22 protein-coding genes are annotated in these 24,909 nt (G+C 70.5%); 14 read left to right on the top strand and 8 right to left on the bottom strand.

Translation table 11 applies throughout. The features are described from left to right. The first annotated feature begins 2 nt into the window (after positions 1-2). Complete coding sequence (locus AB0P25_RS10870) at positions 3-926, top strand: aldose 1-epimerase family protein (RefSeq protein WP_363807273.1); 924 nt, start codon at positions 3-5, stop codon at positions 924-926. A 140-nt stretch (positions 927-1,066) separates the two neighbouring features. Here the strand turns inward: AB0P25_RS10870 and AB0P25_RS10865 are convergent, their stop codons facing one another. Beyond that, positions 1,067-2,659: an alpha-amylase family glycosyl hydrolase gene (locus AB0P25_RS10865; protein WP_363807271.1), complete on the bottom strand. Its 1,593-nt coding sequence runs from the start codon at positions 2,657-2,659 to the stop codon at positions 1,067-1,069. An 85-nt stretch (positions 2,660-2,744) separates the two neighbouring features. Between AB0P25_RS10865 and AB0P25_RS10860 the strand changes: the two genes are divergently transcribed. The 5 genes from AB0P25_RS10860 to araA all read left to right on the top strand — a co-directional run bounded on the left by AB0P25_RS10860 (position 2,745) and on the right by araA (position 8,390). Then, positions 2,745-3,443 (top strand): hemerythrin domain-containing protein, encoded by a 699-nt coding sequence (locus AB0P25_RS10860; RefSeq protein WP_363807269.1) that lies wholly within the window; start codon positions 2,745-2,747, stop codon positions 3,441-3,443. Between the two features lie 46 nt (positions 3,444-3,489). After that, entirely contained in the window at positions 3,490-4,488 is a 999-nt protein-coding gene (locus tag AB0P25_RS10855; protein ID WP_363807267.1) for a LacI family DNA-binding transcriptional regulator, read from the top strand. A gap of 73 nt (positions 4,489-4,561) precedes the next feature. Beyond that, the gene (locus AB0P25_RS10850) at positions 4,562-6,178 is read left to right on the top strand and encodes an FGGY-family carbohydrate kinase (RefSeq protein WP_363807265.1); all 1,617 of its coding nucleotides are present in this window, start codon (positions 4,562-4,564) and stop codon (positions 6,176-6,178) included. Then, entirely contained in the window at positions 6,175-6,873 is a 699-nt protein-coding gene (locus AB0P25_RS10845) for an L-ribulose-5-phosphate 4-epimerase (RefSeq protein WP_363807263.1), read from the top strand. Before AB0P25_RS10850 ends, AB0P25_RS10845 begins: the two co-directional genes overlap by 4 nt. Next, positions 6,873-8,390: an L-arabinose isomerase gene (gene araA / locus AB0P25_RS10840; protein ID WP_363807260.1), complete on the top strand. Its 1,518-nt coding sequence runs from the start codon at positions 6,873-6,875 to the stop codon at positions 8,388-8,390. Before AB0P25_RS10845 ends, araA begins: the two co-directional genes overlap by 1 nt. Positions 8,391-8,550: 160 nt before the next feature. Here the strand turns inward: araA and AB0P25_RS10835 are convergent, their stop codons facing one another. The 5 genes from AB0P25_RS10835 to chvE form a co-directional block, all read right to left on the bottom strand. Then, positions 8,551-10,203, bottom strand: a complete 1,653-nt coding sequence (locus tag AB0P25_RS10835; protein ID WP_363807258.1) for a thiamine pyrophosphate-binding protein — start codon at positions 10,201-10,203, stop codon at positions 8,551-8,553. A 119-nt stretch (positions 10,204-10,322) separates the two neighbouring features. Continuing rightward, positions 10,323-11,099 (bottom strand): isocitrate lyase/phosphoenolpyruvate mutase family protein, encoded by a 777-nt coding sequence (locus tag AB0P25_RS10830; protein WP_363807256.1) that lies wholly within the window; start codon positions 11,097-11,099, stop codon positions 10,323-10,325. A gap of 60 nt (positions 11,100-11,159) precedes the next feature. Then, entirely contained in the window at positions 11,160-12,335 is a 1,176-nt protein-coding gene (mmsB, locus tag AB0P25_RS10825; RefSeq protein ID WP_363807254.1) for a multiple monosaccharide ABC transporter permease, read from the bottom strand. After that, positions 12,332-13,873 carry a multiple monosaccharide ABC transporter ATP-binding protein gene (gene mmsA, locus AB0P25_RS10820; RefSeq protein WP_363807252.1) on the bottom strand — a complete coding sequence of 514 codons (1,542 nt, stop codon included), beginning with the start codon at positions 13,871-13,873 and terminating at the stop codon, positions 12,332-12,334. Before mmsA ends, mmsB begins: the two co-directional genes overlap by 4 nt. A 73-nt stretch (positions 13,874-13,946) precedes the next feature. Next, entirely contained in the window at positions 13,947-15,068 is a 1,122-nt protein-coding gene (chvE, locus tag AB0P25_RS10815) for a multiple monosaccharide ABC transporter substrate-binding protein (protein WP_363807250.1), read from the bottom strand. 314 nt (positions 15,069-15,382) lie between these two features. Between chvE and AB0P25_RS10810 the strand changes: the two genes are divergently transcribed. The 3 genes from AB0P25_RS10810 (at position 15,383) to AB0P25_RS10800 (ending at position 17,220) form a co-directional block, all read left to right on the top strand. After that, the gene (locus AB0P25_RS10810) at positions 15,383-16,414 is read left to right on the top strand and encodes a LacI family DNA-binding transcriptional regulator (protein WP_363807248.1); all 1,032 of its coding nucleotides are present in this window, start codon (positions 15,383-15,385) and stop codon (positions 16,412-16,414) included. Positions 16,415-16,545: 131 nt separating this feature from the next. Then, a complete protein-coding gene (locus tag AB0P25_RS10805; protein WP_363807247.1) occupies positions 16,546-16,881 on the top strand; it encodes a hypothetical protein in 336 nt (111 codons plus the stop codon). A 93-nt stretch (positions 16,882-16,974) separates the two neighbouring features. Further along, positions 16,975-17,220 carry a hypothetical protein gene (locus AB0P25_RS10800; protein WP_363807245.1) on the top strand — a complete coding sequence of 82 codons (246 nt, stop codon included), beginning with the start codon at positions 16,975-16,977 and terminating at the stop codon, positions 17,218-17,220. Between the two features lie 6 nt (positions 17,221-17,226). Here AB0P25_RS10800 and AB0P25_RS10795 read toward each other — a convergent pair whose 3' ends face one another. Both AB0P25_RS10795 and AB0P25_RS10790 read right to left on the bottom strand, forming a co-directional pair. Then, a complete protein-coding gene (locus AB0P25_RS10795) occupies positions 17,227-18,849 on the bottom strand; it encodes an amidohydrolase (RefSeq protein WP_363807243.1) in 1,623 nt (540 codons plus the stop codon). Continuing rightward, positions 18,846-20,276 (bottom strand): cytosine permease, encoded by a 1,431-nt coding sequence (locus AB0P25_RS10790; RefSeq protein WP_363807241.1) that lies wholly within the window; start codon positions 20,274-20,276, stop codon positions 18,846-18,848. The genes AB0P25_RS10795 and AB0P25_RS10790 overlap by 4 nt, the downstream gene beginning before the upstream one ends. 85 nt (positions 20,277-20,361) lie before the next feature. Here AB0P25_RS10790 and AB0P25_RS10785 point away from each other — a divergent pair, with 85 nt between their 5' ends. The 5 genes from AB0P25_RS10785 to AB0P25_RS10765 all read left to right on the top strand — a co-directional run bounded on the left by AB0P25_RS10785 (position 20,362) and on the right by AB0P25_RS10765 (position 24,902). Next, positions 20,362-20,985, top strand: coding sequence for a TetR family transcriptional regulator (locus AB0P25_RS10785; RefSeq protein WP_363807239.1), 624 nt, complete (start codon positions 20,362-20,364; stop codon positions 20,983-20,985). A gap of 90 nt (positions 20,986-21,075) precedes the next feature. Next, entirely contained in the window at positions 21,076-21,759 is a 684-nt protein-coding gene (locus AB0P25_RS10780) for a TetR/AcrR family transcriptional regulator (protein WP_363807237.1), read from the top strand. Beyond that, positions 21,756-22,643 (top strand): alpha/beta hydrolase, encoded by an 888-nt coding sequence (locus tag AB0P25_RS10775; RefSeq protein WP_363807235.1) that lies wholly within the window; start codon positions 21,756-21,758, stop codon positions 22,641-22,643. The genes AB0P25_RS10780 and AB0P25_RS10775 overlap by 4 nt, the downstream gene beginning before the upstream one ends. Positions 22,644-22,698: 55 nt before the next feature. Further along, complete coding sequence (locus tag AB0P25_RS10770; protein ID WP_363807233.1) at positions 22,699-22,902, top strand: cold-shock protein; 204 nt, start codon at positions 22,699-22,701, stop codon at positions 22,900-22,902. 38 nt (positions 22,903-22,940) lie between these two features. Continuing rightward, positions 22,941-24,902, top strand: a complete 1,962-nt coding sequence (locus tag AB0P25_RS10765) for a potassium transporter Kup (RefSeq protein ID WP_363807231.1) — start codon at positions 22,941-22,943, stop codon at positions 24,900-24,902. Positions 24,903-24,909: the final 7 nt, after the last annotated feature.

The following is a 24,909-nucleotide window of genomic DNA, read 5'->3' as shown; positions in this document are numbered from 1 at the left end:
GGATGAGCACACCGATTTCGGGGACACATTTCGGGCTGAGCGCGGGCGACTATCACGCGACGATCGCCTCCGTCGGCGCGACCCTGCGCACGCTGGAGTTCGACGGGCGGCCGCTGATCGTCCCGTTCGACGCCGACGAGGTGCGGCCCGCGTTCCGCGGCGCGACGCTCGCACCCTGGCCGAACCGCGTCGTCGACGGGCGCTACACCTTCGACGGCGTGGAGCAGCAGCTGGCCCTGACGGAGCCGAACCGCGGCCACGCGCTGCACGGTCTCGCCGCGTGGCTCGACTTCGAGCCGGTCGACCGCGCCGCCGATAGCGTCACCTTCGCCACGACCATCCAGGCGCAGGCCGGCTATCCCCACCGGGTGGAGGTGAGCGTGGCCTTCTCGCTCGACGAGGAGGGCCTGCACACGACCGTGACCGGCACCAACACGGGCACGAGCCGTGCGCCGTGGGGCACCGGTCCGCACCCGTACCTCGTGGCCGGCGAGGGCCGGGTCGACGACTGGACGCTGACCCTGCCCGCGGACGAGGTGCTGGCCGTCACCGAGGACCGGCTCATCCCGACCGGGCTCGAGGAGGTCGCGACCGCCGAGAGCGGCGTCTGGGACTTCCGCACGGCACGCCGCATCGGCGACACCTTCATCGACCACGCCTTCACCGGCCTGTCGCGCACCGCCGACGGCCTGGCGACCGTGCGCGTCACCGCCCCGACGGGCACCGGTGTCGAGCTGGTCTGGGGCGAGGACTGCCCCTGGGTGCAGGTCCACACGGCGGACCAGCCGGTCGCGGAGCTCGATCGCCTCGGCCTGGCCGTCGAGCCGATGACCTGCCCGCCGGACGCCTACAACTCGGGCACCGACCTGATCGTGCTCGAGCCCGGGGAGTCGGCGTCGGCGTCCTGGACCATCCGGGCCGTCTAGCAGGGCTGCCGCGAAAAAGAAGATGCGCGCGGCCTTCCACGACGGGCCGCGCGCATGCCGATGCTACGGGGACGCGCGCACCCCGCATCCTGTACAGGCTGTCGAAGAACCGGCCACCGGGTCGACGCGCCGTCGTTGCGCTACGCGTGCAGCCAGGCGAAGCCGTACGGCGCGAGCGCCCGGCCGTCCCACCCCTCGGCGAGCGCCCACTCGAACTCGCCGTCGAGCCGCACCTCGACGCGTTCGCCGGACAGGTTGTGGAGGGTGATCAGCCCATCCCGACGGAGCGCCAGGACGGCGGGGCAGCCGACGTCCACCGCCGTCCAGCCGCCGGCGACAGCGTTCGTCTCCCGCCGGATGCGTGCGATGCGCCGCACGAGCGCGAGCGTGGATCCCGCGTCGGCCTCCTGATGCCGAACGTTCACCGCGCCGACGCCGTAGGGTCCGTCGCACTGGGCGGGAAGCGTCAGCGGTGACGACTGCGCCGTGGTGAACCCGCCCCACGTCGAGTCGTCCCACTGCATCGTGATGCGCGCCGCGTCCCGTCCGTCGACGCTGAGGTCGTCCCCGACACCCAACTCCTGCCCCGCGAGGAGCATCGGCACGCCGGGCAGCGCGTGAAGCAGGCTGAGGGACAGCCGCACCCGCTCGGTCGGGTGGACCATCGGCGCCCAACCGCGCCGGATCCCCCGGCCGTAGAGCATCATCGACGGCTCGGGGGCGAAGTGCTCGAACGCCTCCCGCCGCTCCTCCTCTGTGAGCTGCTGCAGGTTGAGCTCGTCGGCGTTGTGCAGGAAGTTGAGCCGCGCCATCGGGGGGATGGTCGCGTCCAGCCGGCGCAGCGAGTCCAGGATCGGACCGGCCTCGCCACGCGAGAGGGCCAGCACGAGGGCGTTGTTCAGTGTGAAGTCGATGACCGCCTCGAACCGGCCGCCGTCGACGAGCGACGCCATGAGCTCCGGGGGCTCGTCCGCCTCCGCGAGGAGGGCGACATCGTGGCGCACCTCGCGCAGACGGGCGCGCAGCTCATCGAAGAAGCCAGCGTCCTCCACCTCCGTCCCGGGGCGTCCCTTGCGCTCGACGATTAGGAGAGCCGCATCGATGCGGAACCCGTCGACGCCGACGTCCAGCCAGAACGAGAGCACGCGGACCATCTCCTCGAACACATCCGGGTTGCTGGGATTGAGGTCCGGCTGGAACGCATAGAACTGGTGGTGATAATAGCGGCGGGCCCGTTCGTCGTACGTCCAGACCCCGTCCTCCTCGCCGGGGAACACGGGCTTGTCGCCGCGCTCGATCCGGTCGTCGTCGCTCCACACGAAGAACTGGCCGACGGCCCCGTCGGGGTCGTCCCGCGCGGCCTCGAACCACACGTGCCGGTCGGAGGTGTGGTGCAGCACGGCGTCGATCAGCACGCGCATCCCCAACTCGTGCGCACGCGCCAGGAACTCGCGGAACCCGTCCAGGTCGCCGAACCGCGCATCGATGGCGAGGTGGTCGTCCACGTCGTAGCCGTTGTCCCGGCGGGCGCTGGCGTAGAACGGCAGCAGCCAGATCCAGGTCACGCCGAGCGACGCGACATAGTCCAGGCGCTCGATGGCGCCCGCGAAGTCGCCGAAGCCGTCGCCGTCGCCGTCCGCGAACCGCGACAGGTCCAGCCCGTACACCAGCTCCCCCGGGTCGCCCGCCCAGCCGTTCTCCCATCCCCGTACGCGCTCGGTCACCTCCGCCATGACCCACACATACGCCGTCGGCCGAGGTCCGCCAGGGGTGGAATCAGGGGGTGCCGTGAGGCTGCGGCCGCAGTAGGGTGCCGCCATGTCCGCGACCCCACTCCCCTCCTCCGGCCGGTCGCCGCTCGACGGGCCGAAGACCTGCGACGCCAGCGGCATGATCGAGATCCACCGCCTGTTCCGGCACTCCTTCGATGAGGCACCGGCGCTGGTCGACGGCGTTGCCGAGGGCGACACCGCGCACGCCGCGGCCGTCGCCTCACAGCTCGCCATGCTGTCCACGGCACTGCACGGGCACCACGAAGGCGAGGACGCCCGGCTGTGGCCGGTGCTGGACGAGCGCGCGCCGTCGTGCGCCCTGCACGTCGAGCGGATGCGGGAGCAGCACGCCGCGATGCTCGTGCAGCTGAACGCGCTCGACGCCGCCCTCCCCGCCTGGCGCGAGCATCCCTCCACGGTGACGGCAGCACCGGTGCAGTCGGCGCTGGCCGGCATCCGCGCCGCGCTCACCGAGCACCTGCCCGACGAGGAGGCGAACATCGTCCCGCTGATGGAGCACACCATCACGAAGCAGGAGGTCGAGTGGTTCGCCGAGCACGGCCGGAAGTCGACCCCGAAGGGGCAGACCTGGTACATGCTGGGCGCCATCCTCGCCTCGCAGCCCGACGGCGGCGGCGACTGGCTGAAGAAGAACCTGCCCGGGCCGGTGCAGGTGATGTGGCGCTGGGTCGGGGCGCCGAAGTACCAGCGGTTCCGGGCGCAGGTGGAGGGCCGCGCGCGGTAGGCCGGCTGTGCTGAGGCCGCCGGTGCGCATCCCCTAGGGTGTGGATGTGGACGAGCAGGGGCGGGCGCCGGGGGTGCGCGAGGTGGCCGCTGCGGCCGGGGTCTCGCGCCAGACCGTCTCCCGCGTCCTCAACGACCACCCGAGCATCCGGCCGGAGACCCGGGAGCGGGTGCTCGCGGCGATGGAGCAGCTGAGCTTCCGGCCCAACCGCGCGGCGCGGATGCTGACGACGGCCCGTTCGCAGACGCTCGGGGTGCTGGTCGCGTCGCCGTCGTCGCTGTTCGGCCCGGCGTCCAGCATCGACGCGATCGAGAGGGCGGCGCGCGACGCGGGGTACTTCGTGACGGTGGCGCACGCCGTCTCGCTCGACACCGCGGCCGTTGAGGCGGCACTGGAGCAGCTGAGCGCCCAGGCCGTCGAGGGCGTCGTCGTGGTCGCGCCGCAGCAGCGCATCCAGGACGCGATGGACGCGGTGGCCCTGCGCGTCCCGTCGATCACCCTGCACGGTGCGGGCACCGCCGGCGACCACGGCGTGTTCGTCGATCAGCGGGAGGGGGCGCGGCTGGCCACCCGGTACCTGCTCGACCTGGGCCACACGCGGATCGCGCACCTGAGCGGACCTGGCGACTGGTCGGAGGCCCGGGCGCGGCGCGAGGGCTTCCTGCTGGAGATGGAGGCGGCGGGCGCCGACCCGGTGGTCTCGCGCGAGGGCGACTGGACCGCGGCCTCCGGGGCCGAGATCGGGGCCGAGCTGCTGGCGGATGCGGCGGTCACCGCGGTGTTCTCGTCCAACGACCAGATGGCGATCGGCGCGATGCACGCCGCGCGCGCGGCTGGGCGGAGGCTCCCCGACGACCTCGCGGTGGTCGGGTTCGACGACATCCCGGAGGCGGCCTTCCTCGCGCCGCCGCTGACGACCGTCCGGCAGGACTTCGGCGAGCTCGGCCGCCGCGCCGTCGCCCGGCTGGTCGCCGAGATCGAGGGACGGACGCTCGACTTCGACGCGCCCGTCGCGCCCGCGCTCGTGCGCCGCGCGTCCGCCTGATCCTGGCTTGACAGCCTGCGGCCGAGGTCGCGTATGATCCAATGTGACCGGTCACAACGACGTGAGGAGCACCATGACCACGCCGGATCCGCGCCAGCGCGACGCCATCGCCGCCGGACGCACCGCCCTCGGCATCGAGTTCGGCTCGACCCGCATCAAGGCCTGCCTGGTCGACGCCGACGACCCCGCGACCGTGCTCGCCGTCGGCTCCCACGAGTGGGAGAACACCTACCGCGACCGCCTCTGGACCTACGATCTCGACGAGGTCTGGTCCGGACTCCAGACCGCCTACGCCGACCTCCTCGCCGACGCCGAGCGCCGCCACGGCGTCCGCCCCGCGACCGTCGGCGCCATCGGCGTCTCGGCGATGATGCACGGCTACCTCGCCTTCGACGAGTCGGGCGAACTGCTCGTCCCGTTCCGCACCTGGCGCAACACCAACACCGGCCCGGCGGCGGCGGAGCTGACCGAGGCGTTCGGGGTCAACATCCCGCTGCGCTGGTCGATCGCCCACCTGCACCAGGCGGTGCGGGATGCCGAGCCGCACATCCCGCAGCTCGCGTCGTTCACCACCCTCGCCGGTTACGTGCACTGGCGGCTGACCGGGCGTCGCGTCCTCGGCGTCGGCGACGCATCGGGGATGTTCCCGATCGACCCGGCCACGCACACGTACGACACCGAGCTGCTGCGCCGCTACGCCGACCTCGGCACCGGCCTCGACCTCCCTGCTCTGCTCCCCGATGTGCTGGTCGCCGGGCAGCCGGCGGGCGAGCTCACCGCGGAGGGCGCGACCCTGCTCGACCCGTCCGGCGCGCTGCAGCCGGGCATCCCGTTCTGCCCGCCGGAGGGCGACGCGGGCACCGGGATGGTCGCGACCGCATCGGTCGCACCCCGCACCGGCAACGTCTCCGCCGGCACCAGCATCTTCGCGATGGTGGTGCTCGAGCAGCCGCTCGCCGCCGTCCACCACGAGCTCGACCTCGTCACCACGCCCGCCGGCGACCTCGTCGCGATGGTGCACTGCAACAACGGAGCGAGCGAGCTGGCGGGATGGGCGGGCCTCTTCGGGCGATTCGCCGAGGCCTCCGGCGCCCCGGTGTCGACGGACGCCGTCTACGAGACGCTGTTCCGCGAGGCGCTGGGCGGCGACGCCGACGGCGGCGGCCTCCTCGCCTACAACCACCTCGCCGGCGAGCCGATCGCCGGGCTCGCCGAAGGGCGTCCGCTGGTCGTGCGTACCCCGGACAGCCGGCTCACCCTCGCGAACTTCGCGCGCGTCCAGCTCTACAGCGTGTTCGGCACGCTGGCGCTCGGGATGCGCGTCCTCCACGAGGAGGGCGTGGCGCTCGACCGGATGTTCGCCCACGGCGGCATGTTCCGCACCGCCGGTGTCGCGCAGCGGTTCCTCGCCGGCGCGCTCGACGCGCCCGTGTCCGTCGCCGACACCGCGTCCGAGGGCGGCGCCTGGGGCATCGCAGTCCTCGCCGCCTACCTCCCCGCCGCGGCCGACGGGACCGCGCTGGACGCGTACCTCCAGCACCGCGTCTTCGGCGGCTTCGCCTTCGAGACGACCAACCCGCATCCCGACGATGTCTCCGGGTTCGCCCGGTACCTCGACCGCTACCAGGCGGGCCTGGCCGTCGAGCGCACCGCGATCGACGCCCTGCCCGTGGAAGGAGCCTCCGCATGACCGCCTTCGACACCGCCGTCCGCACCACTCGCGAGCAGGTGGCCGCGCTGCACGCCGAACTCGTCCGCTACGGCCTCGTCGTCTGGACGGGCGGCAACGTGTCCGGCCGCGTCCCGGGCGAGGACCTGTTCGTCATCAAGCCGAGCGGGGTCGACTACGACCACCTGACGCCGGAGAACATGATCCTCTGCACGCTCGACGGCGAGGTGGTCCCGGGCTCGCTCGGCAGCGACCGCTCGCCTTCGTCGGACACCGCGGCGCACGCCTACGTCTACCGCAACATGCCCGAGGTCGGCGGCGTCGTCCACACCCACTCCACCTACGCCACGGCGTGGGCGGCCCGTGCGGAGCCCATCCCGTGCGTGATCACCGCGATGGCGGACGAGTTCGGCGGCGACATCCCCGTCGGTCCGTTCGCGATCATCGGCGACGACTCCATCGGCCGCGGCATCGTGCAGACCCTCACCGGCCACCGCAGCCGCGCGGTGCTGATGCAGAACCATGGCGTGTTCACCATCGGCCGGGATGCGCGCGACGCCGTCAAGGCCGCCGTCATGGCCGAGGACGTCGCCCGCACCGTCCACCTCGCCCGCCAGGGCGGTCCGCTCGTCGCCATCCCGCAGGAGTCGATCGACCGACTCTTCGACCGCTACCAGAACGTCTACGGACAGTCCCCGGAAGGATCCCTCTCCTGATGCCGAAGCTCACCACCTCCCTCGACGGTTACGAAGTCTGGTTCCTCACCGGCAGCCAGCACCTGTACGGGCCGGAAACGCTCGCGCAGGTCGCCGACCAGTCGCGTGCCATCGCCGACCAGCTCGGCGCCGCCGCCGACGTGCCGGTGCGCGTGGTCTGGAAGCCGGTGCTGACCGACTCCGACGCGATCCGCCGCACGATGCTGGAGGCCAACGCCGACGACGCCGTGATCGGCCTGGTCGCCTGGATGCACACCTTCAGCCCCGCGAAGATGTGGATCGCGGGCCTCGACGCGCTGCAGAAGCCGCTCCTCCACTTCCACACCCAGGCGAACGTCGAGCTGCCGTGGGGCGAGATCGACTTCGACTTCATGAACCTCAACCAGGCGGCGCACGGCGACCGCGAGTTCGGCTACATCCAGACCCGGCTCGCCGTGCCGCGCACGACCGTCGTCGGCCACGTGTCGAACCCGACGGTGACCGCCCGCATCGGCACGTGGATGCGCGCTGCGGCCGGCTGGGCGGCCACCCGCTCCCTGAAGCTGGCGCGCTTCGGCGACAACATGCGGTTCGTCGCGGTCACGGAAGGCGACAAGACGGAGGCGGAGCTCGTCTTCGGCGTGCAGGTGAACACCTGGGGCGTCAACGACCTCGCCGAGGCGGTCGCCTCCGCGTCCGACTCGGACGTGGACGCGCTGATCGCCGAGTACGAGGAGCTGTACGACGTGGTGCCGGAGCTGCGCCGCGGCGGCGAGCGCCACCAGTCGCTGCGGGACGGCGCCGCGATCGAGCTGGGCCTGCGGTCGTTCCTGGAGGAGGGCGGCTTCGGAGCCTTCACGACCAGCTTCGAAGACCTCGGCGCGCTGAAGCAGCTGCCCGGTCTCGCGGTGCAGCGGCTCATGGCCGAGGGCTACGGCTTCGGCGCCGAGGGCGACTGGAAGACCGCGATCCTGGTGCGCGCGGCCAACGTGATGGGTGCCGGGCTGCCGGGCGGCGCCTCCCTCATGGAGGACTACACCTACGACCTCACGCCGGGCGACGAGCGCATCCTGGGCGCCCACATGCTGGAGGTCTCGCCGTCGCTCACGAGCGCCCGGCCGACGCTGGAGGTGCACCCGCTCGGGATCGGCGGAAAGGACGACCCGGTGCGTCTGGTCTTCACCGCCGACCCGGGTCCCGCGGTCGTCGTCGCCCTGTCGGACATGCGCGACCGGTTCCGCCTGGTCGCGAACGTCGTGGAGGTGGTCGAGCCGACCGCTCCCCTGCCGAAGCTCCCGGTCGGCCGCGCGGTGTGGAAGCCGGCGCCGGACTTCACGACCTCCGCGACCGCGTGGCTGGAGGCCGGCGCGGCGCACCACACCGTGATGAGCACCGCCGTCGGCGTGGAGGCGTTCGCGGACTTCGCCCGCCTCGCCCGCACTGAGCTCCTGGTCATCGACGACTCCACCACGCTCCGCGACTTCGCCCGCGAGCTCGACTGGAACGCCGCCTACTACCGCCTCGCCCGCGGGATCTGACCCAGCCTCCTGGCCGCCGGTTGTCATCGGTATCGGCGGCCAGGAACCCATCCCTCACCGCCCGCTGCGCCGGCGAGTGGTGAGCAGATGTCGCCACTCGGGCCGAATGGGAGCCACGACTCACCACTCATCGCTCGGCGACGGCGGAGCGCGAGCCAGGTCAGGAGTTCACGCGGATGATCTCGTGCTGGTAGGGGGCGATCACGTCTCCCGAGATGCGCAGGTCCAGGACGAGGAAGGGGCGCTCGGCGACGGGGCGTGATGCCCAGTCGGCCAGCACCTCGAGGTCGTCGGGGGTGCGGACGACGACCCCGTCGGCGCCGACCGACCGGCCGAGCGCCGCGAAGTCGACCTCGGGGATCCGCATCGGACCCTGCGCCAGTCCCTTCAGCCCGTACAGGTTCACCTCGGCGCCGTAGGCCGCGTCGTTCCAGACGACGGCGAGGCCGCGTCCCCCCGCGACCCGGACCGCCGACTCCAGGTCGGCCAGCGCCATCAGGCCGCCGCCGTCGCCGGTCGTCAGCACGATGGTCGACTCGGGATGCGCGAGCGCGGCGCCCGGGACGCTGGGCCAGCCGAGCCCGATCGACTGGTACGCCGTGCCGACCATGATCATGCGGTCCGGGGACGCCACCGGCCAGTACATGTTCGCCCAGCCGATGAAGTGCCCGCCGTCGGAGACGACCACGCGGTCTTCGGGCAGCAGCTCGCCGATGCGGGCGGCCGCCGTGCGCGGGTCCAGCCGGCCGTCGGCCGCGAGTCCGTCGCCGACGTGATACTGCCGGGCGGCCGTCACGTCCACCGACTCCCGCCACCCCGATGGCTGCGCGCCAGCGTCCGCGAGCGACGACACCAGCGCCTCCGCGATGAGCCGCGCATCCCCGCGCAGATAGGAGCCGACGTGCGGATGGGTCGCCGCCTGCCGCGTGTCGACCTGGATGACGCGCGTTCCCGGCGCGAACAGCTCGCCGAACCGCATCGTGAACTGGTTGAGCGATGCCCCGAAGACGACCGCCACGTCGGCGGACCGGATCAGGTCCATCGCGCTCTCGGCGCCGAATCCGCCGGTCACACCGAGGTCGTACCGCTCATCGGGGAACACGCCTCGCCCGAGCGCGGTGGACGCGGTGAGCGCGCCGGTCGCGTCCGCGAGCGCGCCGAGCGCGGGGCCGGCGCCCGCGAGCCATGCCCCGCGCCCAGCGAGGAGCAGCGGACGGGATGCCCCGGCGAGCGCGGCCGCAGCGTCTGCGACGGCGGCCTGGGCGAAGGCGTCGCCGGGCGCGCTCGGCCCGGGCAGCACGGGCTCCGGCGCCTCCGGGATCGGCCCGGCATCCCGGGTCGCGACGTCGTACGGGATCGCCAGCACGGTCGGCACCCGATAGGTCAGCGCATGCTCGACGGCGATGGCCGTCGTCGCCGCGGCGTCCGCACGCCCGACGGTGTACGTGCGCGCGCCGACCGCGGCCGCGAGCGCGATCTGGTCGACGTCCCACGGCCGTGGCCCCGAGGTGGGCTCGTCGCCCACGACGAGGATGAGCGGGATGTGCGCCTGCACCGCCTCGGCGAGCGCCGTCAGCGTGTTGGTGAAGCCCGCGCCGTAGGTCGCGGTCGCCGCGGCGAGGCGGCCGGAGGCGCGGAAGTACGCGTCCGCGGCGACGACCGCGCCGGCCTCGTGGCGCATGGCGCAGTACTCGCCGCCGCGCTGTCGCTCCAGTGCATCCAGGAAGTGGGCGTTGCCGTTGCCCATCACACCGAAGACGTGGTCGACGTGACGGGCGAGGGTGGCGGCGACGTGGGCGGAGACGGAGGGCATGGCGGAGCCTTTCGAGACGACGGAGGGACGACTTCCGTATATGTCTCGCCACCGCGGCTCAGCGGGTGCTTCGTGCCCATTTTTCGAGCACCGGCGATCAGGCGCCGGACGCGACCATATTATCCGCGCGGAGTCGACCGGGCGAAGTCCAGCAGACGCTGCTGGGCCACCGCATAGGAGGTCGCCGACGGCACCTCCCGCCGCTCGCGCAGCGCCTCGGCCACGTCCACCGCCGCGTCGATGGCCACCCGATACGGCAGCGACCCGGTGCTGACCCGTCGCACACCGAGACTTTGGAGATCATCGAGGCTGAGTCCCGGCACGACGAGCACGTTCAACGGAAGCGGGATGGCGGCGGCGAGGTCCGCGATCGTCGACGGATCGGTCACTCCCGGCACGAAGATGCCGTCGGCGCCGGCGTCCGCGTACCGCTTCGCGCGCTCGACGACGGCATCCACGGTGTCGTCCTCGTGGAACCAGTACGCGTCCGCGCGCGCGTTGACGAACACGTCGGGTGCGGCCGCACGGATGGCCGCGATCTTGGCCGCCGGGATGGCGGGATCGACCAGACGGCCTCCCGCCGAGTCCTCGAGATTGACGCCGTCGGCGCCGAGGGATGCGACGAGGTCGGCGACTTCGGCCGGGTCGTCGCTGAAGCCGTCCTCGATGTCGGCGGTGATGTACGCCGGGAGCGGGGCGATCGCCCGCACCAGCGCGACCGTCGCATCCCGGCTCGCGCCCTCGGCGTCCGGACGCCCACCGGACGCGTTGACGCCGAAGCTCGTCGTCCCGATCGCGGGGAACCCCGCTGCGGCGAAGGCGAGCGCCGACCCGACATCCCAGGCGTTGGGCAGCAGCAGCGGCTCGTCGGCGAAGTGCAGCTCGCGGAACGTCATGGCGCCCCCTTCCGATCGGAGAGTAGCCCCGGCAGGATCGCCGGGGCCACCCCGATCGGGTCAGTTCCCGACCGACCGCCGCTTGTTGTAGACGTCGAACGCCACGGCCGCCAGCAGCACCAGGCCCTTGATGAGCAGCTGGTAGTCGCTGTCGATGCCGAGGATCGACATGCCGTTGTTGAGCACGCCGATGATCAGACCACCGATGATCGCGCCGGTCACCGTGCCGATGCCGCCCGTGACCGCCGCGCCTCCGATGAACACCGCGGAGATCGCATCCAGCTCGAAGCCGTTTCCCGCGCTCGGACTGGCGAGGTTGAGGCCTGCGGTGAAGACGAGTCCCGCGACCGCCGAGAGCACGCCCATGTTGACGAACAGCAGGAACGTCACGCGCTTGGTCTTGACGCCCGACAGCGCTGCCGCCTGCAGGTTGCCGCCGATCGCGTAGATGTGACGGCCGAACACCGACCTGTTCATCACCGCCGAGTACGCCACCACCAGCACGGCGAGGATGATCAGCACGATCGGTGTGCCGTTGTAGCTCGCGAGCAGCAGCGTCATCACGAGCACCAGCGCCACGAGGAAGACGAGCTTCACGATGAACCACCACAGCGGCTCGTCCTCGAGGTCGTACTTGCGGCGCACGGCGCGCTGACGGATGGATGTGTACAGGATCGCAGCGCTGGCCAGCAGGCCGAGGATCATCGTCAGCGGTTCGTACCCGGTCGTCCCGAAGGCCGGCAGGAAGCCCGAGCCGATCGCTCGGAACTCCTTCGGGAAGAAGGAGATCTGCTGGTTGCCCAGCGCGATCTGGGCCGCGCCGCGGAACGCGAGCATGCCCGCCAGCGTCACGATGAACGCCGGGATGCCGAAGTACGCGATCCAGAACCCCTGCCAGGCGCCGACCAGGGCGCCGAGCACGAGGCAGAAGAACACAGCGAGCGGCCACGGCAGGTGCCAGTTCGAGATGAACACGCCGGCCATCGCCCCGATGAAGGCGACCACGCTGCCCACCGACAGGTCGATGTGGCCCGCGATGATCACCATGACCATGCCGATCGCCAGGATCAGGATGTAGCTGTTCTGCACGATCAGGTTCGACACGTTGATCGGCGCCAGCGTGATCCCGCTCGTCGCGATCTGGAAGAAGACCACGATCGCGATCAGCGTGATGAACAGCCCGATCTGACGCAGCTGCCCGGCCAGGTAGTTGAGTGCTTTGGTGAGCGGTTTCATGCGTTGTTCTTCTCGCGTTCCTTGGTCATGAATTGCATGAGGTATTCGGCCGTCGCCTTCTCGCGCGGCACGTCGGCGGTGATCCGGCCCTCGCTGAGCGTGTAGATGCGGTCGCAGATGCCGAGCAGTTCCGGCAGCTCGGAGGAGATGACGACGATGCCCTTCCCCTGGTCGGCGAGCCGGTCGATGATCGTGTAGATCTCGTACTTCGCCCCCACGTCGATGCCGCGGGTGGGCTCGTCGAGGATCAGCACCTCCGGGTCGGAGTACATCCACTTCGACAGCACGACCTTCTGCTGGTTGCCGCCGGAGAGCTTGCCGGTCAGCGCCAGGACGTTCGGCGTCTTGATGTTCATCGAGCGGCGGTACTCCTCCGCGACCAGCGACTCGCGCTGCTCGTTGACGAACTTGAACCAGTTGACGAGCTTGTCGAGCGCCGCGATCGAGATGTTGCGCTGGATGTTGTCGATCAGGTTCAGGCCGAAGCGCTTGCGATCCTCGGTCGAGTAGGCGATGCCGTTCTCGATCGCCTTCGACACCGTGCTCACCGAGATCGGCTTGCCGCGCTTGTAGACCTGCCCGCTGATCCCGACGCCGTAGCTGCGGCCGAAGATGCTCATGGCGAGCTCCGTGCGCCCGGCGCCCATGAGCCCGGCGATGCCGACGATCTCGCCCGCGCGGACGGTGAAGCTCACGTCGTCGACCACCTTGCGCGTGCGGTCGAGGGGATGGTGCACGGTCCAGTTCTCGACGCGCAGCAGCTCCTCGCCGATGTGCGGCACGTGGTCCGGGAAGCGGCTGGCCACATCCCGGCCGACCATGCCCTTGATGATGCGCTCCTCGCTGGCGTCCTTCCCCATCTCCAGCGTCTCGATCGTGCGGCCGTCGCGGATGATGGTCACCCGGTCGGCGATCGCCTTGATCTCGTTGAGCTTGTGGCTGATGATGATCGCCGTCATACCGTGGGACTGCAGCTGACGGATGAGCTCCAGCAGGTGCGCGGAGTCGTCGTCGTTGAGCGCCGCCGTGGGCTCGTCGAGGATGAGGATCTTCACCGACTTCGACAGCGCCTTCGCGATCTCCACGAGCTGCTGCTTGCCGACCCCGATGTCCTTGATCTTGGTGATCGGGTTCTCGTGCAGGCCGACGCGGGCGAGCAGCTTCGCGGCGTCCAGGTTGGTCTCGTTCCAGTCGATGAAACCGCGCTTCTGACGCTCGTTGCCGAGGTAGATGTTCTCGGCGATCGACAGGTACGGCGACAGCGCCAGCTCCTGGTGGATGATGCCGATGCCGGCCGCCTCCGAGTCGTTGATCGACCGGAACTCGACGGGCTCGCCGTTCATGACGATCTCGCCCTCGAAGGTGCCGTGGGGGTACACCCCCGACAGCACCTTCATCAGCGTGGACTTGCCGGCGCCGTTCTCCCCGCAGATCGCGTGGACGGAACCCTCCTCGACGCTGATCGACACATCCTGGAGCGCTTTGACTCCGGGGAAGGACTTCGAGATGTTGCGCATCTCGAGAATCGTGTTGGCCATGGTCTCCCTTGCCTGATCGTGCGAGGTCCGGGCGGACGCGCCGCAGCGCGCCCGCCCGGACCGTCGGCCGGCCTTACTGCAGGTCGGATTCCTTGTAGTAGCCGCTGTCGACCAGGATCTCCTTGTAGTTGTCCTTGGTCACGACCACCGGCTGGAACAGGTAGCTCGGGACGACCTTGACCTTGTTGTCGTAGCTCTTGGTGTCGTTCACCTCGGGCTTCTTGCCGGAGAGCAGGTCGTTCGCCATCTTGGCGGCCTCGTTCGCGAGCTTGCGGGTGTCCTTGTAGATGGTGGAGTACTGCGTGCCCGCGATGATCTGCTTCACGCTGGCGACCTCGGCGTCCTGACCGGTGATGATCGGGAGCTGCTTGCCGCCCTGGCCGTAGCCGGCGCCCTCGAGAGCGCTCAGGATGCCGTCGGAGAGCCCGTCGTAGGGCGAGAGGACGCCCTGCACGGTGGCGCCGGTCGAGTACGACTTGGCGACGAGGTCCTGCATGCGAGCCTTCGCGGTCGCCGGGTCCCAGCGCAGGATGGCGACCTGGTTGAAGTTGGTTTGGCCGCTCTTGACGACCAGCGTCCCGTCGGAGATGTACGGCTTCAGCGTGTCCATCGCGCCGTTGTAGAAGAACGTCGCGTTGTTGTCGTCGGGGCTGCCGGCGAACACCTCGATGTTGAACGGGCCCTTCTTGCCGGTCTTCTTGCCATCCGCGTCGAGGACGCCGAGGCCGGTGAGCAGCGAGTTGGCCTGGTAGACCCCGACCTTGTAGTTGTCGAACGAGACGTAGTAGTCGACGTTCTTGTCGCCGGTGAGGAGCCGGTCGTACGAGATGACCTTGATGCCGGCCTTCGCAGCGGCGTCGAGCTGGTCGGTGAGCGAGCCGCCGTCGATCGACGCGATGATCAGGACCTTGGCGCCCTTGGTGATCATCGTGTTGACCTGCTGGACCTGGGTGGGGATGTCGTTGTTGGCGTACTCGAGGTCGACCTTGTAGCCGTTCTTCTGGAGGTCCGACTTGACGGCGTTGCCGTCCGCGATCCAGCGCTCCGACACCTTGGTCGGCATGGCGACGCCGACGAGGGCGCCCTTGTTGTCCGAGCTCGAGTCCGAACCGCCTCCGCGGCCTCCCGAGCATGCGGCCAGTGCGACGGCGACGCCGAGTGCGACGGCGGCGAGTCCGACTTTCCTGATCTTCACTGTGATTCCCTTCGAGCGGTGAGGCGACCGGTGCGCCCGATGCGCACGGGCTCGCCGGGCTCGGAACTGGCACGCGCTGCGCGATCAGCCTGCGACGGGACAGTGCAGCAGCCGTCGCGACCGTGCGATCCGGCTGTTGTCATGTGGCGACTCCCTCGTCGTATGCTGGTCCGTACGCGATATATGTGACCGGTCCCAGAACGGGTTAGACGCTATGACCCGAAGCGGTGGCCAGTCAAGTCATTCGCGGAAAAATATGATGAGCACGTTCGCGAGCGGCATCGGTGCCGCTCCCGCCCGACGAGACAGGATCCATGGACGAGCACGGACCCGAGGCAGAGCGCGCGCTCTCGATCCGGGACATCGCACGGCTGGCCGGGGTGTCCCGGCAGACGGTGTCGCGCGTGCTCAACGGCGAGCGCTACATCAAGCCGTCCACCGAGGCGCAGGTCCGCAAGGTCATCGACGAGCACGGCTGGCGGCCGAACAGCGCGGCGCGCGCCCTGGCGACCGCGCGGTCGAAGACCATCGGCGTGCTCGTCTCCGGCCGCTCCCACTACGGGCCGTTCAGCGCCGCCGCGGCGATCGACGAGGCGGCCCGGGCGCGCGGGTACGCCATCCTGTCGGCGACGCTCGCCCGCGAGGACGACGGGACGATGTCCGAGGCCCTGGACGCCTTCGCCGCCCAAGGGGTCGAAGGCGTCGTCGTGATCGCACCCCAGCAGCGGGCGCACGAGGCGCTGCAGCGGGTGGCGGTGCGCATCCCGTTCGTCAGCCTCCACTGGAGGGACCCGGGCGACGGCCGGGTCGCGGCCTTCGACCAGGAGGCGGGAGCGCGCCTGGCGACGCAGCACCTGATCGAGCTCGGGCACACCCGGATCGTGCACCTCGCGGGCCCGCAGGACTGGAGCGAGGCGGAGGACCGCATGCGCGGCTTCCTGGCGTCCCTCGACGAGCACGACCTGCCGGTGACGGCGCCGATGCTGGGCGACTGGACGGCCGACCTCGGCTACGAGATCGGCCTCAAGATCCTCGACCACCCGGACGTCACGGCGGTCTTCGCCTCCAACGACCAGATGGCGCTGGGCCTGCTGCATGCGGCGGCGGATCTGGGGCTGTCGGTGCCGGAGGACGTCAGCATCGTCGGCTTCGACGACATCCCGGAGGCCAAGCACTACGACCCGCCCCTCACCACGATCCGCCAGGACTTCAGCTGGCTCGGCGCGCGCGCGATCGACGTGCTGCTGGCGCAGATCGAAGGAGACGCGGACGGGCCGGCGCCGGAGTTCCCGGTGCCGCAGCTGGTGGTGCGGAAGAGCACGGGGCCGCCGCGGGTGGCGGGGTGAGGGGTGTCCTCGTTTCGCCGAGCGAATACGGCCCGCGGCACGACCCGTCACCCTCGCATACCGCGGGCTGACTTCGTGGTACAACCGTTATCGCCTACCCCGAAACGCTCTGCCCTATCCCGAGGAACCCGATGAGCGACACACCCTGGCGCGCCGCGTTCGTGCACCCGCAGCACCCGTGGCGCGACTTCGAGCACCACTTCGACCCGCGCGAGTTCCCGCCGGCCAGCATCCGACGGCCGAGCTCGCTGGCCGGCATGCCGGCCTTCGACGTCTACCTGTTGAGCGATTCCGAGCCGTGGCCCGCCGCGTCGACGTTCACCTATACGCAGACGATCGTCGGCGACCTGCACGACCACATCCCGCCCGAGTACTCCCTCGACATGGATGCGGCGACCGCGCAGACCACCGTCACGCCGGCCGGCCCGCAGCCGGGCGCCGCCACCGCCCGGCCGGCGGCCGGCTAGGAGAGACGGTCCTTGTCTGTAGCAGGTGACCGGCGACGGAAGCTAGTCGATCGTGCCGAGCCGGCTGTGAGGGCTCGATTCGCATCGCGCGGCGTGGCCGCCATCCGCTTCGTCGGTGCGTTTCCGGACCTCCCCGGTGTGGCGGTGTGGCTGTGCACGACCACGGACGCGGAACGCGATGACCTGCGAGCTGACCCCGCCCTCCCTGAGGGCGTTCGCGACGTGTTGAGGGAGGTCGGCTTCTCCCCGATCGACGTGGCCAGTAGCGGGGTCGTCGTGGAGTCCCAGCAGACCGTCGACCGCGAATACGACGGCAGCTGGTTCCTTGCCATGCGCTGATCTGTCTCAGCCCCGGTAGGTCGTCCGCCCGGCGACGATGGTCTCCACCACCGTCGCCCGCAGCAGCGCCGACGGCTCCGCCGCGAACACGTCCGCGTCGAGCACCGCCACGTCGGCGGCGAAACCTGGCGCGATCCGTCCGCGCCAGTCGCCGTCGCCGACCGATGCCGCCGCATCCCGGGTCGCGTGCCCGATCGCGCGGTCGAGCGGCAGCGCGAACCAGGGCTGCACCGCGGGCACCGACGGGTCGAGCGCGGAGGCGCGCGTGGAGGCGACGTACATGTTCGCCAGCGCGTGGTGCGGTGCCGTCGGCGAGTCGGTGGAGAAGGCGAGCAGCGCTCCGGCGTCCTCGTATTCGGGCCACGGGAAGGCACGGTCCACGCGGTCGTCTCCGAGCATCGCGACCCAGTTGTCGAAGATCGCCGGGTCGGAGTGCACGGGCTGCATGGACGCGGTCACGCCGAGCCGCGCCATCCGCTCGGCCGTGCCCGGCGCCGCGTATTCGAGGTGTTCGATCCGGTGGCGACGAGGGTGGTCGCCGTTCTCGGCGACGGCGTGCTCGATCGCGTCGAGCGCGAGCTGGCTCGCGTAGTCGCCGATAGCGTGCATCGCGATCTGCAGACCGGCCGCGTCGGCGGCGGCCACCACCGGCTGCAGCCGCTCGAGGGGCCAGATCGGAGCGGCGTTCGTTCCGTTCGCGTACGGGTGCCGCATCGCCGCGGTGCAGGCGTCGATGACGCCGTCCAGGATGAGCTTGATGCCGACCACCCGCAGCCAGGGGCTCGACGGCTCCGCCGCGCGGCGCACAGCCTCGGCCACCTGGGCGAGGTTCGCCTCGTCGTCGCCGGTGTTCGTGATCAGCCAGTGCGCGGCGACGCGGAGTGGCAGCTCTCCCCCGCGACGCTCCTGCGCCCGTTGGAGGGCAGCGAGCCCGTACTCGTCGAACGCCATGTCGACCGCACCGGTGACGCCGGTGGCGGCATAGGCGGCGAGCGTGCGCTCGATGTCCGCGTCGCGGTCGTCGTCGGTCGTCGCCTCGTCGCGCTGCGCCCACGCGTACTGGGTCGCCGCGGTCTCCAGCAGTAGGCCGGTGGGCTCGCCGTCGGCGTCCTTCACGATCTCTCCGCCGATCGGGTCGGGGGTGTCGCGGGTGATCCCGAGCTCCGCCAGCGCCGCCGTGTTGACCCAGCAGGAGTGGTAGTCGTTCGCGTCCAGGTACACCGGGATGTCCCCGACCGCGGCGTCGATCATCGCCGCGGTCGGGACACCTCCAGGAACCGCGTCGAACAACCACCCGCGGCCGCGCAGGACCGTCGCCGACGGGTCGTCCGCGCGCGCCTCCCGCAGCATCCGCTGGATGTCGTCGAGGCTGCGCGCCTCCGTCAAGTAGACCTGGCCCAGCGCCGCGCCCATCATCAGCAGGTGCGTGTGGGCATCCGTGAAGCCGGGCAGCACGAGCCTGCCCTCGAGGTCGACGACGCGGTCGGCGGCGGGCGGCTCGTCGCCGTCACGGCCGACCCAGACGATCCGGTCGCCCGACACGGCGAACGCCGTGGCCCACGCACGCTCGGGATCGGCGTCGGCGGTGAAGACGCGGCCGCCGCGGTACAGGGTGATGGGGTCGGTCACAGCCGTCCCTCCTTCCCGAGCCGTGTGCGGCTCAGCAGTGCGTAGACGAGGGCGGCGACGATCATCCCGACCGGCACCGAGAGGTCGACGTGGCCGAGCGCCTGGCCGATGGCCCCGGTCCACACGTCGGTGGACAGGCAGAGCGCGGTCGCCAGGCCGCCCAGCAGCAGGGCGGAGATGCCCGGGATGCTCCAGCCGCCGGCGTACCAGAACCGCCCGCCACGGCGGTCGTCGAAGAGGTCGGCGCCGTCGTAGACGTACCTGCGGCGCAGTACGTCGACGACGTAGATCGCCATGGCCGGCCCCGAGACGATGACCAGGAACTGCAGCAGCAGGTTCGCCGCCTCGAGCAGGCTCGACGACAGCACGAGGTAGATGGTGAGCGCGGTGCCTACCAGCCCGACGATGATCGCGGCCGGGATGCGCTTCAGCCGCAGGCCGATTGCCTGCAGCGACATGCTCGACGAGTACGCCGTCATCGCGTTGAGCGCGATCGTGTTCACGATCACGCCGATCACCAGCAGGGGTCCGACCCAACCGGGCAGCAGGTCGAACAGCGCCACGTCGATCCCCGCGTCGAACGCGCTCGCCTTCAGACCGGTGGCGAGGAGCACGCCCATGGCCGTGAACACGATGAACGGCACGGCCCCGCCGAGCGCTGTCGCGGCCGTGATGTGCGACGGCTTGGTCGACCGCGGCAGGTAGCGGGCGATGTCCGGGCTGTTGATGAACGACAGCGGCGTGGAGGCGAGGATCGTGAAGCCGACCGTGATCGCCGACCACAGGGGCACGCCGCCCAGCGGATCCGGTGCGCGGTAACCCCAGTCCACCGTCGGCAGGATGAACGCCGAAACCAACAGGAAGATCGCGAACAGCACGATCGCCATCGCCGGGTAGATCCGCAGGATCAGCCCGTGCCCGAAGATCGCGACCACGATGGTGACCGCCGAGACGACGATGGTGACGCCGATCGGCACCCATACCGGGTCGTCGAGACCCATGCGTCGCAGCAGGTCGGCGCCCATGAAGCTCGACGCCAGCCAGGTCAGCGACAGGAACACGGCGCCGATGAACCAGCCGACGAAGGCGACGAAGAGCTTGTTGCCGACGATGCCGTACATCGCCCGCGTCACGACCGACCCGGACGTGCCGGCGGCCGGGCCGCTCCCCGCGATCAGGCCGGGGAAGATCCACAGCAGCGACGCGGCGACGATCACCAGGAACGCCTGCCAGATCTCGAGCCCGAGCAGGATGAGCGTCGCGCCGATGGTGAAGTTCAGGATGCTGACGCCGGGCGCGGCCCAGACGAAGAACAGATCCCGTGCGCGGCCGTGCCGCTCGCTGTCGCCGATGACCTCGATCCCTCGGGTCTCGGGCTGGGTGGAGGCATCCACGAAGTGGTCGGTGCCGGTCCGGGCTTCGGACATGGGTTCCTCTCCTGCCAGCAGCTCCATCGCTGTTGGTCATATGCCCAATAGGTTGTTGGTCGCTTATTCAATAGCATGGGGTCCCATGGAGTCAAGAGCGCCTTCACCCCGGGTCCGCAAACAGCCGGAGGAGCGCCGGGAGGAGATCCTCTCGGCCGCCGCGTCCATCGCGCTCGATGAAGGCCTCGAGCGGATCACGCTGCGCGCGGTGGCCACCCGGCTCGGCGTGCGGCCCGGCCTGATCTCGCACTACTTCCCCGCCGCGGAAGACCTCGTCGATGAGGCCTTCGCGCGCGCGGCGACCATCGAGCGCGAGCGGTTCTTCCCGACCGAGGGCACCCCGGTCGAGCGGCTGGCGCACTTCATCGGCCACATCCAGACCGGCGCCTCCCTCCCCCTGGCCCGCCTGTGGCTGAACGCCCGCCACCTCTCCCGCTTCACCCCGTCGCTTGACGCGACCCTCACCGAGCAGGACCAGCTCGACCGCGCGCGCCTGCGCGCCATCATCGAGGACGGCATCCAGTCCGGCGACTTCGCAGCCGTGGACCCGGAGGCCGCGAGCATCCGCATCCTGATGGCCGTCGACGGCGGCGGCTCGTACGTGAACAGCACCGGCGACCTCACCCACCCCGCCCACGTGCGTTTCGTCTCCGACGTCGCCGAGTGGACGCTCGGCCTCCCACCCGGGACCCTCGCCGCCAGCATCTAGTGGTCGCAACACGCCGTTACGGCCAGTGCCATAACGGCGTGTTGCGACCAGTAGATGAGGCCGGGCGCGCCACGTGTTACGATACGGAACGTGTCGTATTCAAAGAGTGCCGGCCGGCCGCGGGATGCGGAGCGGGAGGCGGCGATCCTCGCCGCCGTCAACGCGCTGCTCACCGAGCGCGGCTACGACGGCGTGACGTTCGAGGAGGTGGCCCGGCGCGCCGGCGCCTCCAAGCCGACGCTGTACCGCCGCTGGAAGACCAAGCGGGACATGGTCGTCGCCGCTCTCAAAGCGGGTCCCGCCCGCCGCGAGGGTCCGGATGAGATCGACACCGGATCTCTGCGCGGCGACCTGCTCGCCCTCTGCAACCGGCTCCTCACCACCATGCAGTCGACCGACGGCCACACGGCGCTCGCTCTGCTGCAGGCCGGGTTCGAGGATCCGGAGCTCGGCGACGCGATCGAGCACAGCGTCGGCCCGACCGGCGGACGGCTCCCCGCCTCCGTGATCGCGGCCGCGGCGGCGCGCGGCGAGCTGCCAGGGGGCGTCGACCCGTTCCCCTTCGAGGAGATCACCGGCAGCCTCCTGCTGCTCCGCCGGCTCAACGGCCTGGAGACCACCGACGCGTACCTGGAGGCACTGGTCGACACCATCCTGATCCCCGCACTCCGCGCGACCGCCGGCCGCGCCGGCGCGCTCCCGCTCGGCATCTTCTCGGGCCATCCCGCCCCCGCCGAACCCACCGACCCCGATCCGGAAGGACTCCCCCGATGACCACCATCGACGGCTTCGACTACCGCACCATCCCCGGCAGCGGCGGCGTGCCGCTCAACGTCGCCCACGGCGGCCACGGCCCCGCCGTGATACTGCTGCACGGCTTCCCGCAGACCCACGTCATGTGGAGCGAGGTCGCCCGGCGGCTCGCCGACGACCACACCGTGATCGTGCCCGATCTGCGCGGTTACGGCCGGAGCGGGAAGCCGGAGGAGGACGGCCCCGAGACCTACTCCAAGCGGACGATGGGCGACGACGTGGTGGCGGTCGCGACCGCGCTGGGCCACGATCGGTTCGGCCTGGTCGGTCACGACCGCGGCGCCCTCGTGGGCGTGCGCGCCGCCCTCGACCACCCGGAGGCGGTGCAGTACCTCGGCATCCTCGATGTGCTGCCGACCCTCGACACCTGGGGCGTGCTCCACGGCGTGGACGCGAAAGTCGCCTGGCACCTCTATCTCATGGCGCAGCCGAAGGGCCTGCCCGAGCGGATGATCGCCGCGGTCGCCGAGGACTTCGTCGCCTCCTTCCTCGACGCGTGGGACTCCGACGGCAACACCTTCACGCCGGAGCTGCGGCGCCACTACATCGAGAGCTCGGTCGCCGCCGTCCCGTCGATCGTCGCGGACTTCCGGGCCAGCTCCGGCGTCGACCTCGAGCTGGACCGCGCGGACCGGGAGGCCGGACGCCGTCTGGAGATGCCGCTGGGCGTCCTCTCGCAGGACTGGGGAGCGCAGCTCGGCTTCGACCCGACGGCCATCTGGGGCGCCTGGTCCGACGACCTCACGTACCAGCCGACCACCGCCGGGCACTACATGGCGGAGGAGCGCCCCGACGAGGTGGCCGACGTCATACGGACACTGGCTGCGCGCGCCCGTGTACGATGAGAGCGTCCGGCGCCTGAAAGAGCTTCTGCATCGGGCATGAAAGGACGAAAGAACGATGGCACAAGGCACCGTCAAGTGGTTCAACTCGGAGAAGGGGTACGGCTTCATCGCCCCGGATGACGGCAGCGCCGACGTCTTCGCCCACTACAGCGAGATCTCCGGCAATGGCTTCCGCAACCTCGAAGAGAACCAGAAGGTCGAGTACGACCTGGCTCAGGGCCCCAAGGGTCCCCAGGCTGCGAACATCCGCCCCCTCTGACAGTCCGCCCACGGCGACACCGGCGTACGGTGTCGCTCGTGGGTGATCTGCGTATACACGGGGCGAAAGCCCCGACGGGAGCCGGCAGCGGGATGAACCGCGCCGGTGGTCCCGGCCGGAAGCTGATGCTCGGCGCCGCACTGGCGGCGCTGGGCGTCGTCTTCGGCGACATCGGAACGAGTCCGCTCTACGCGCTCAAAACGGTGTTCCTCCTGGACGGCGGCGCTGTGCGCCCCGACCAGGGCGACGTGTACGGCGTGATCTCGCTGATGTTCTGGAGCATCACGATCATCGTGTCGATCAAATACGTCACGATCCTGATGCGCGCGGACAACGACGGCGAGGGCGGCGTCATGGCGCTGGCCGCGCTCGCGAAGCGCCTCTACGCCGGCAAGGCGTCCAAGGCCGGGATGCTCCTGGTCGTCGGCATCGTCGGCGTCTCGCTGTTCTACGGCGACTCGATCATCACGCCGGCCATCAGCGTCCTCTCCGCCGTCGAAGGTCTGCACGTCACCCTCCCGGCCATCTCGCAGATGGTCATCCCGATCGCCGCGGTCATCCTCGTGGCGCTGTTCGCCGTGCAGCGGTTCGGGACGGCAAAGGTGGGCGTCCTCTTCGGCCCCGTTATGGTGCTGTGGTTCACCGTGCTGGCCGTCGCCGGTCTCGCGCAGGTCATCCCGCACCCGTCGGTGCTGCTCGGGCTGTCGCCGACCTACGCCGTCGTCTTCATCGTCGCGCATCCGGTCATCTCGTTCATCGCGCTCGGAGCGGTCGTGCTGGTCATCACCGGCGCGGAGGCGCTGTATGCCGACATGGGCCACTTCGGGCGCTCGCCCATCCGCCGGGCCTGGTTCTTCCTGGTGTTCCCGGCGCTGACGCTCAACTACCTCGGGCAGGCGTCGCTCATCCTGCACGACCCGGCGGCGCGGGCGAACCCCTTCTTCCTGCTGATCCCGGAGTGGGGCCGCCTCCCCGTCGTCATCCTCGCGACAGCGGCGACCGTGATCGCCAGCCAGGCCGTGATCTCCGGTGCTTTCTCGCTGTCGCGGCAGGCCGTGCAGCTCGGCCTGCTCCCGCCCCTCACCATCCGGCAGACGTCGAAGCACGAGGGCGGCCAGATCTATCTGCCGGCGATCAACATCCTGCTGTTCATCGGCGTCATGGCCGTGATGCTCGCCTTCGGGTCGTCCGACCGACTGTCGACCGCCTACGGCATCTCGGTCACGGGTGCGCTGGTCGTGGACACGATCCTCCTCCTCATCGTCGCCCGGCCGCTGTGGCACTGGGCGCCGTGGAAGATCATCCTGGCCGCGGTGGCGTTCGGCGGCCTGGAGCTGGCCTTCCTCGCCGGCAACCTGTCGAAGATCGTCAACGGCGGCTGGGTGCCGTTGCTCATCGCGGCCGCGGTCATCCTCATCATGACGACCTGGCGGCGCGGCCGGCAGCTGGTGCAGGAGGACCGGAAGCGCAAGGAGGGGTCGCTGGTCGAGTTCATCGAGCAGGTGCGCGACCAGAACCTGCCGCGCGTGCCTGGGATCGGGATCTTCCCGCACCCGAACAAGGACACCACCCCGCTGGCGCTGCGGGCCAACGTCAAGCACAACCACATTCTCCACGAGCACGTCATCATCGTGTCGATCACGACGGCGCAGGTACCGCACGTGCCGCCGGCGGACGCCTTCGACTACGACGACCTCGGTTATGTGGACGACGGGATCGAGCACCTGAGCATCCGCTTCGGCTTCTCGGACGAGCAGGACATCCCGCGGGCCCTCCGCCAGGCCTGCCGGCTGGGGGTGCTCCCGCTCGACGCGGGCGACTTCATGTCGGCGTCGTACTTCATCTCGCGCGGCGCGATCCGCACCACCCGAGCGCACGGGATGGTGCGCTGGCGCCGATCGCTGTTCGTCGGGCTGGCGCACAACGCGGCCGACCCGGCCGCGCGCTTCAACCTGCCGCCGCTGCGCACGGTGACGATGGGCAGCGACGTCGAGATCTGACCGACTG

This window comes from Leifsonia sp. NPDC077715 (genome assembly GCF_040686855.1).
Taxonomy (GTDB): domain Bacteria; phylum Actinomycetota; class Actinomycetes; order Actinomycetales; family Microbacteriaceae; genus Leifsonia.
This window is presented reverse-complemented; position numbering and strand designations above follow the sequence as displayed.

Bases quoted from the DNA above. Each gene is read 5' to 3' on its own strand.
- AB0P25_RS10870 (WP_363807273.1), top strand. From the start codon at position 3: ATGAGCACACCGATTTCGGGGACACATTTCGGGCTGAGCGCGGGCGAC.
- AB0P25_RS10865 (WP_363807271.1), bottom strand. From the start codon at position 2,659: ATGGCGGAGGTGACCGAGCGCGTACGGGGATGGGAGAACGGCTGGGCG.
- AB0P25_RS10860 (WP_363807269.1), top strand. From the start codon at position 2,745: ATGTCCGCGACCCCACTCCCCTCCTCCGGCCGGTCGCCGCTCGACGGG.
- AB0P25_RS10850 (WP_363807265.1), top strand. From the start codon at position 4,562: ATGACCACGCCGGATCCGCGCCAGCGCGACGCCATCGCCGCCGGACGC.
- AB0P25_RS10845 (WP_363807263.1), top strand. From the start codon at position 6,175: ATGACCGCCTTCGACACCGCCGTCCGCACCACTCGCGAGCAGGTGGCC.
- araA (WP_363807260.1), top strand. From the start codon at position 6,873: ATGCCGAAGCTCACCACCTCCCTCGACGGTTACGAAGTCTGGTTCCTC.
- AB0P25_RS10835 (WP_363807258.1), bottom strand. From the start codon at position 10,203: ATGCCCTCCGTCTCCGCCCACGTCGCCGCCACCCTCGCCCGTCACGTC.
- AB0P25_RS10830 (WP_363807256.1), bottom strand. From the start codon at position 11,099: ATGACGTTCCGCGAGCTGCACTTCGCCGACGAGCCGCTGCTGCTGCCC.
- mmsB (WP_363807254.1), bottom strand. From the start codon at position 12,335: ATGAAACCGCTCACCAAAGCACTCAACTACCTGGCCGGGCAGCTGCGT.
- mmsA (WP_363807252.1), bottom strand. From the start codon at position 13,873: ATGGCCAACACGATTCTCGAGATGCGCAACATCTCGAAGTCCTTCCCC.
- AB0P25_RS10810 (WP_363807248.1), top strand. From the start codon at position 15,383: ATGGACGAGCACGGACCCGAGGCAGAGCGCGCGCTCTCGATCCGGGAC.
- AB0P25_RS10805 (WP_363807247.1), top strand. From the start codon at position 16,546: ATGAGCGACACACCCTGGCGCGCCGCGTTCGTGCACCCGCAGCACCCG.
- AB0P25_RS10790 (WP_363807241.1), bottom strand. From the start codon at position 20,276: ATGTCCGAAGCCCGGACCGGCACCGACCACTTCGTGGATGCCTCCACC.
- AB0P25_RS10785 (WP_363807239.1), top strand. From the start codon at position 20,362: ATGGAGTCAAGAGCGCCTTCACCCCGGGTCCGCAAACAGCCGGAGGAG.
- AB0P25_RS10775 (WP_363807235.1), top strand. From the start codon at position 21,756: ATGACCACCATCGACGGCTTCGACTACCGCACCATCCCCGGCAGCGGC.
- AB0P25_RS10770 (WP_363807233.1), top strand. From the start codon at position 22,699: ATGGCACAAGGCACCGTCAAGTGGTTCAACTCGGAGAAGGGGTACGGC.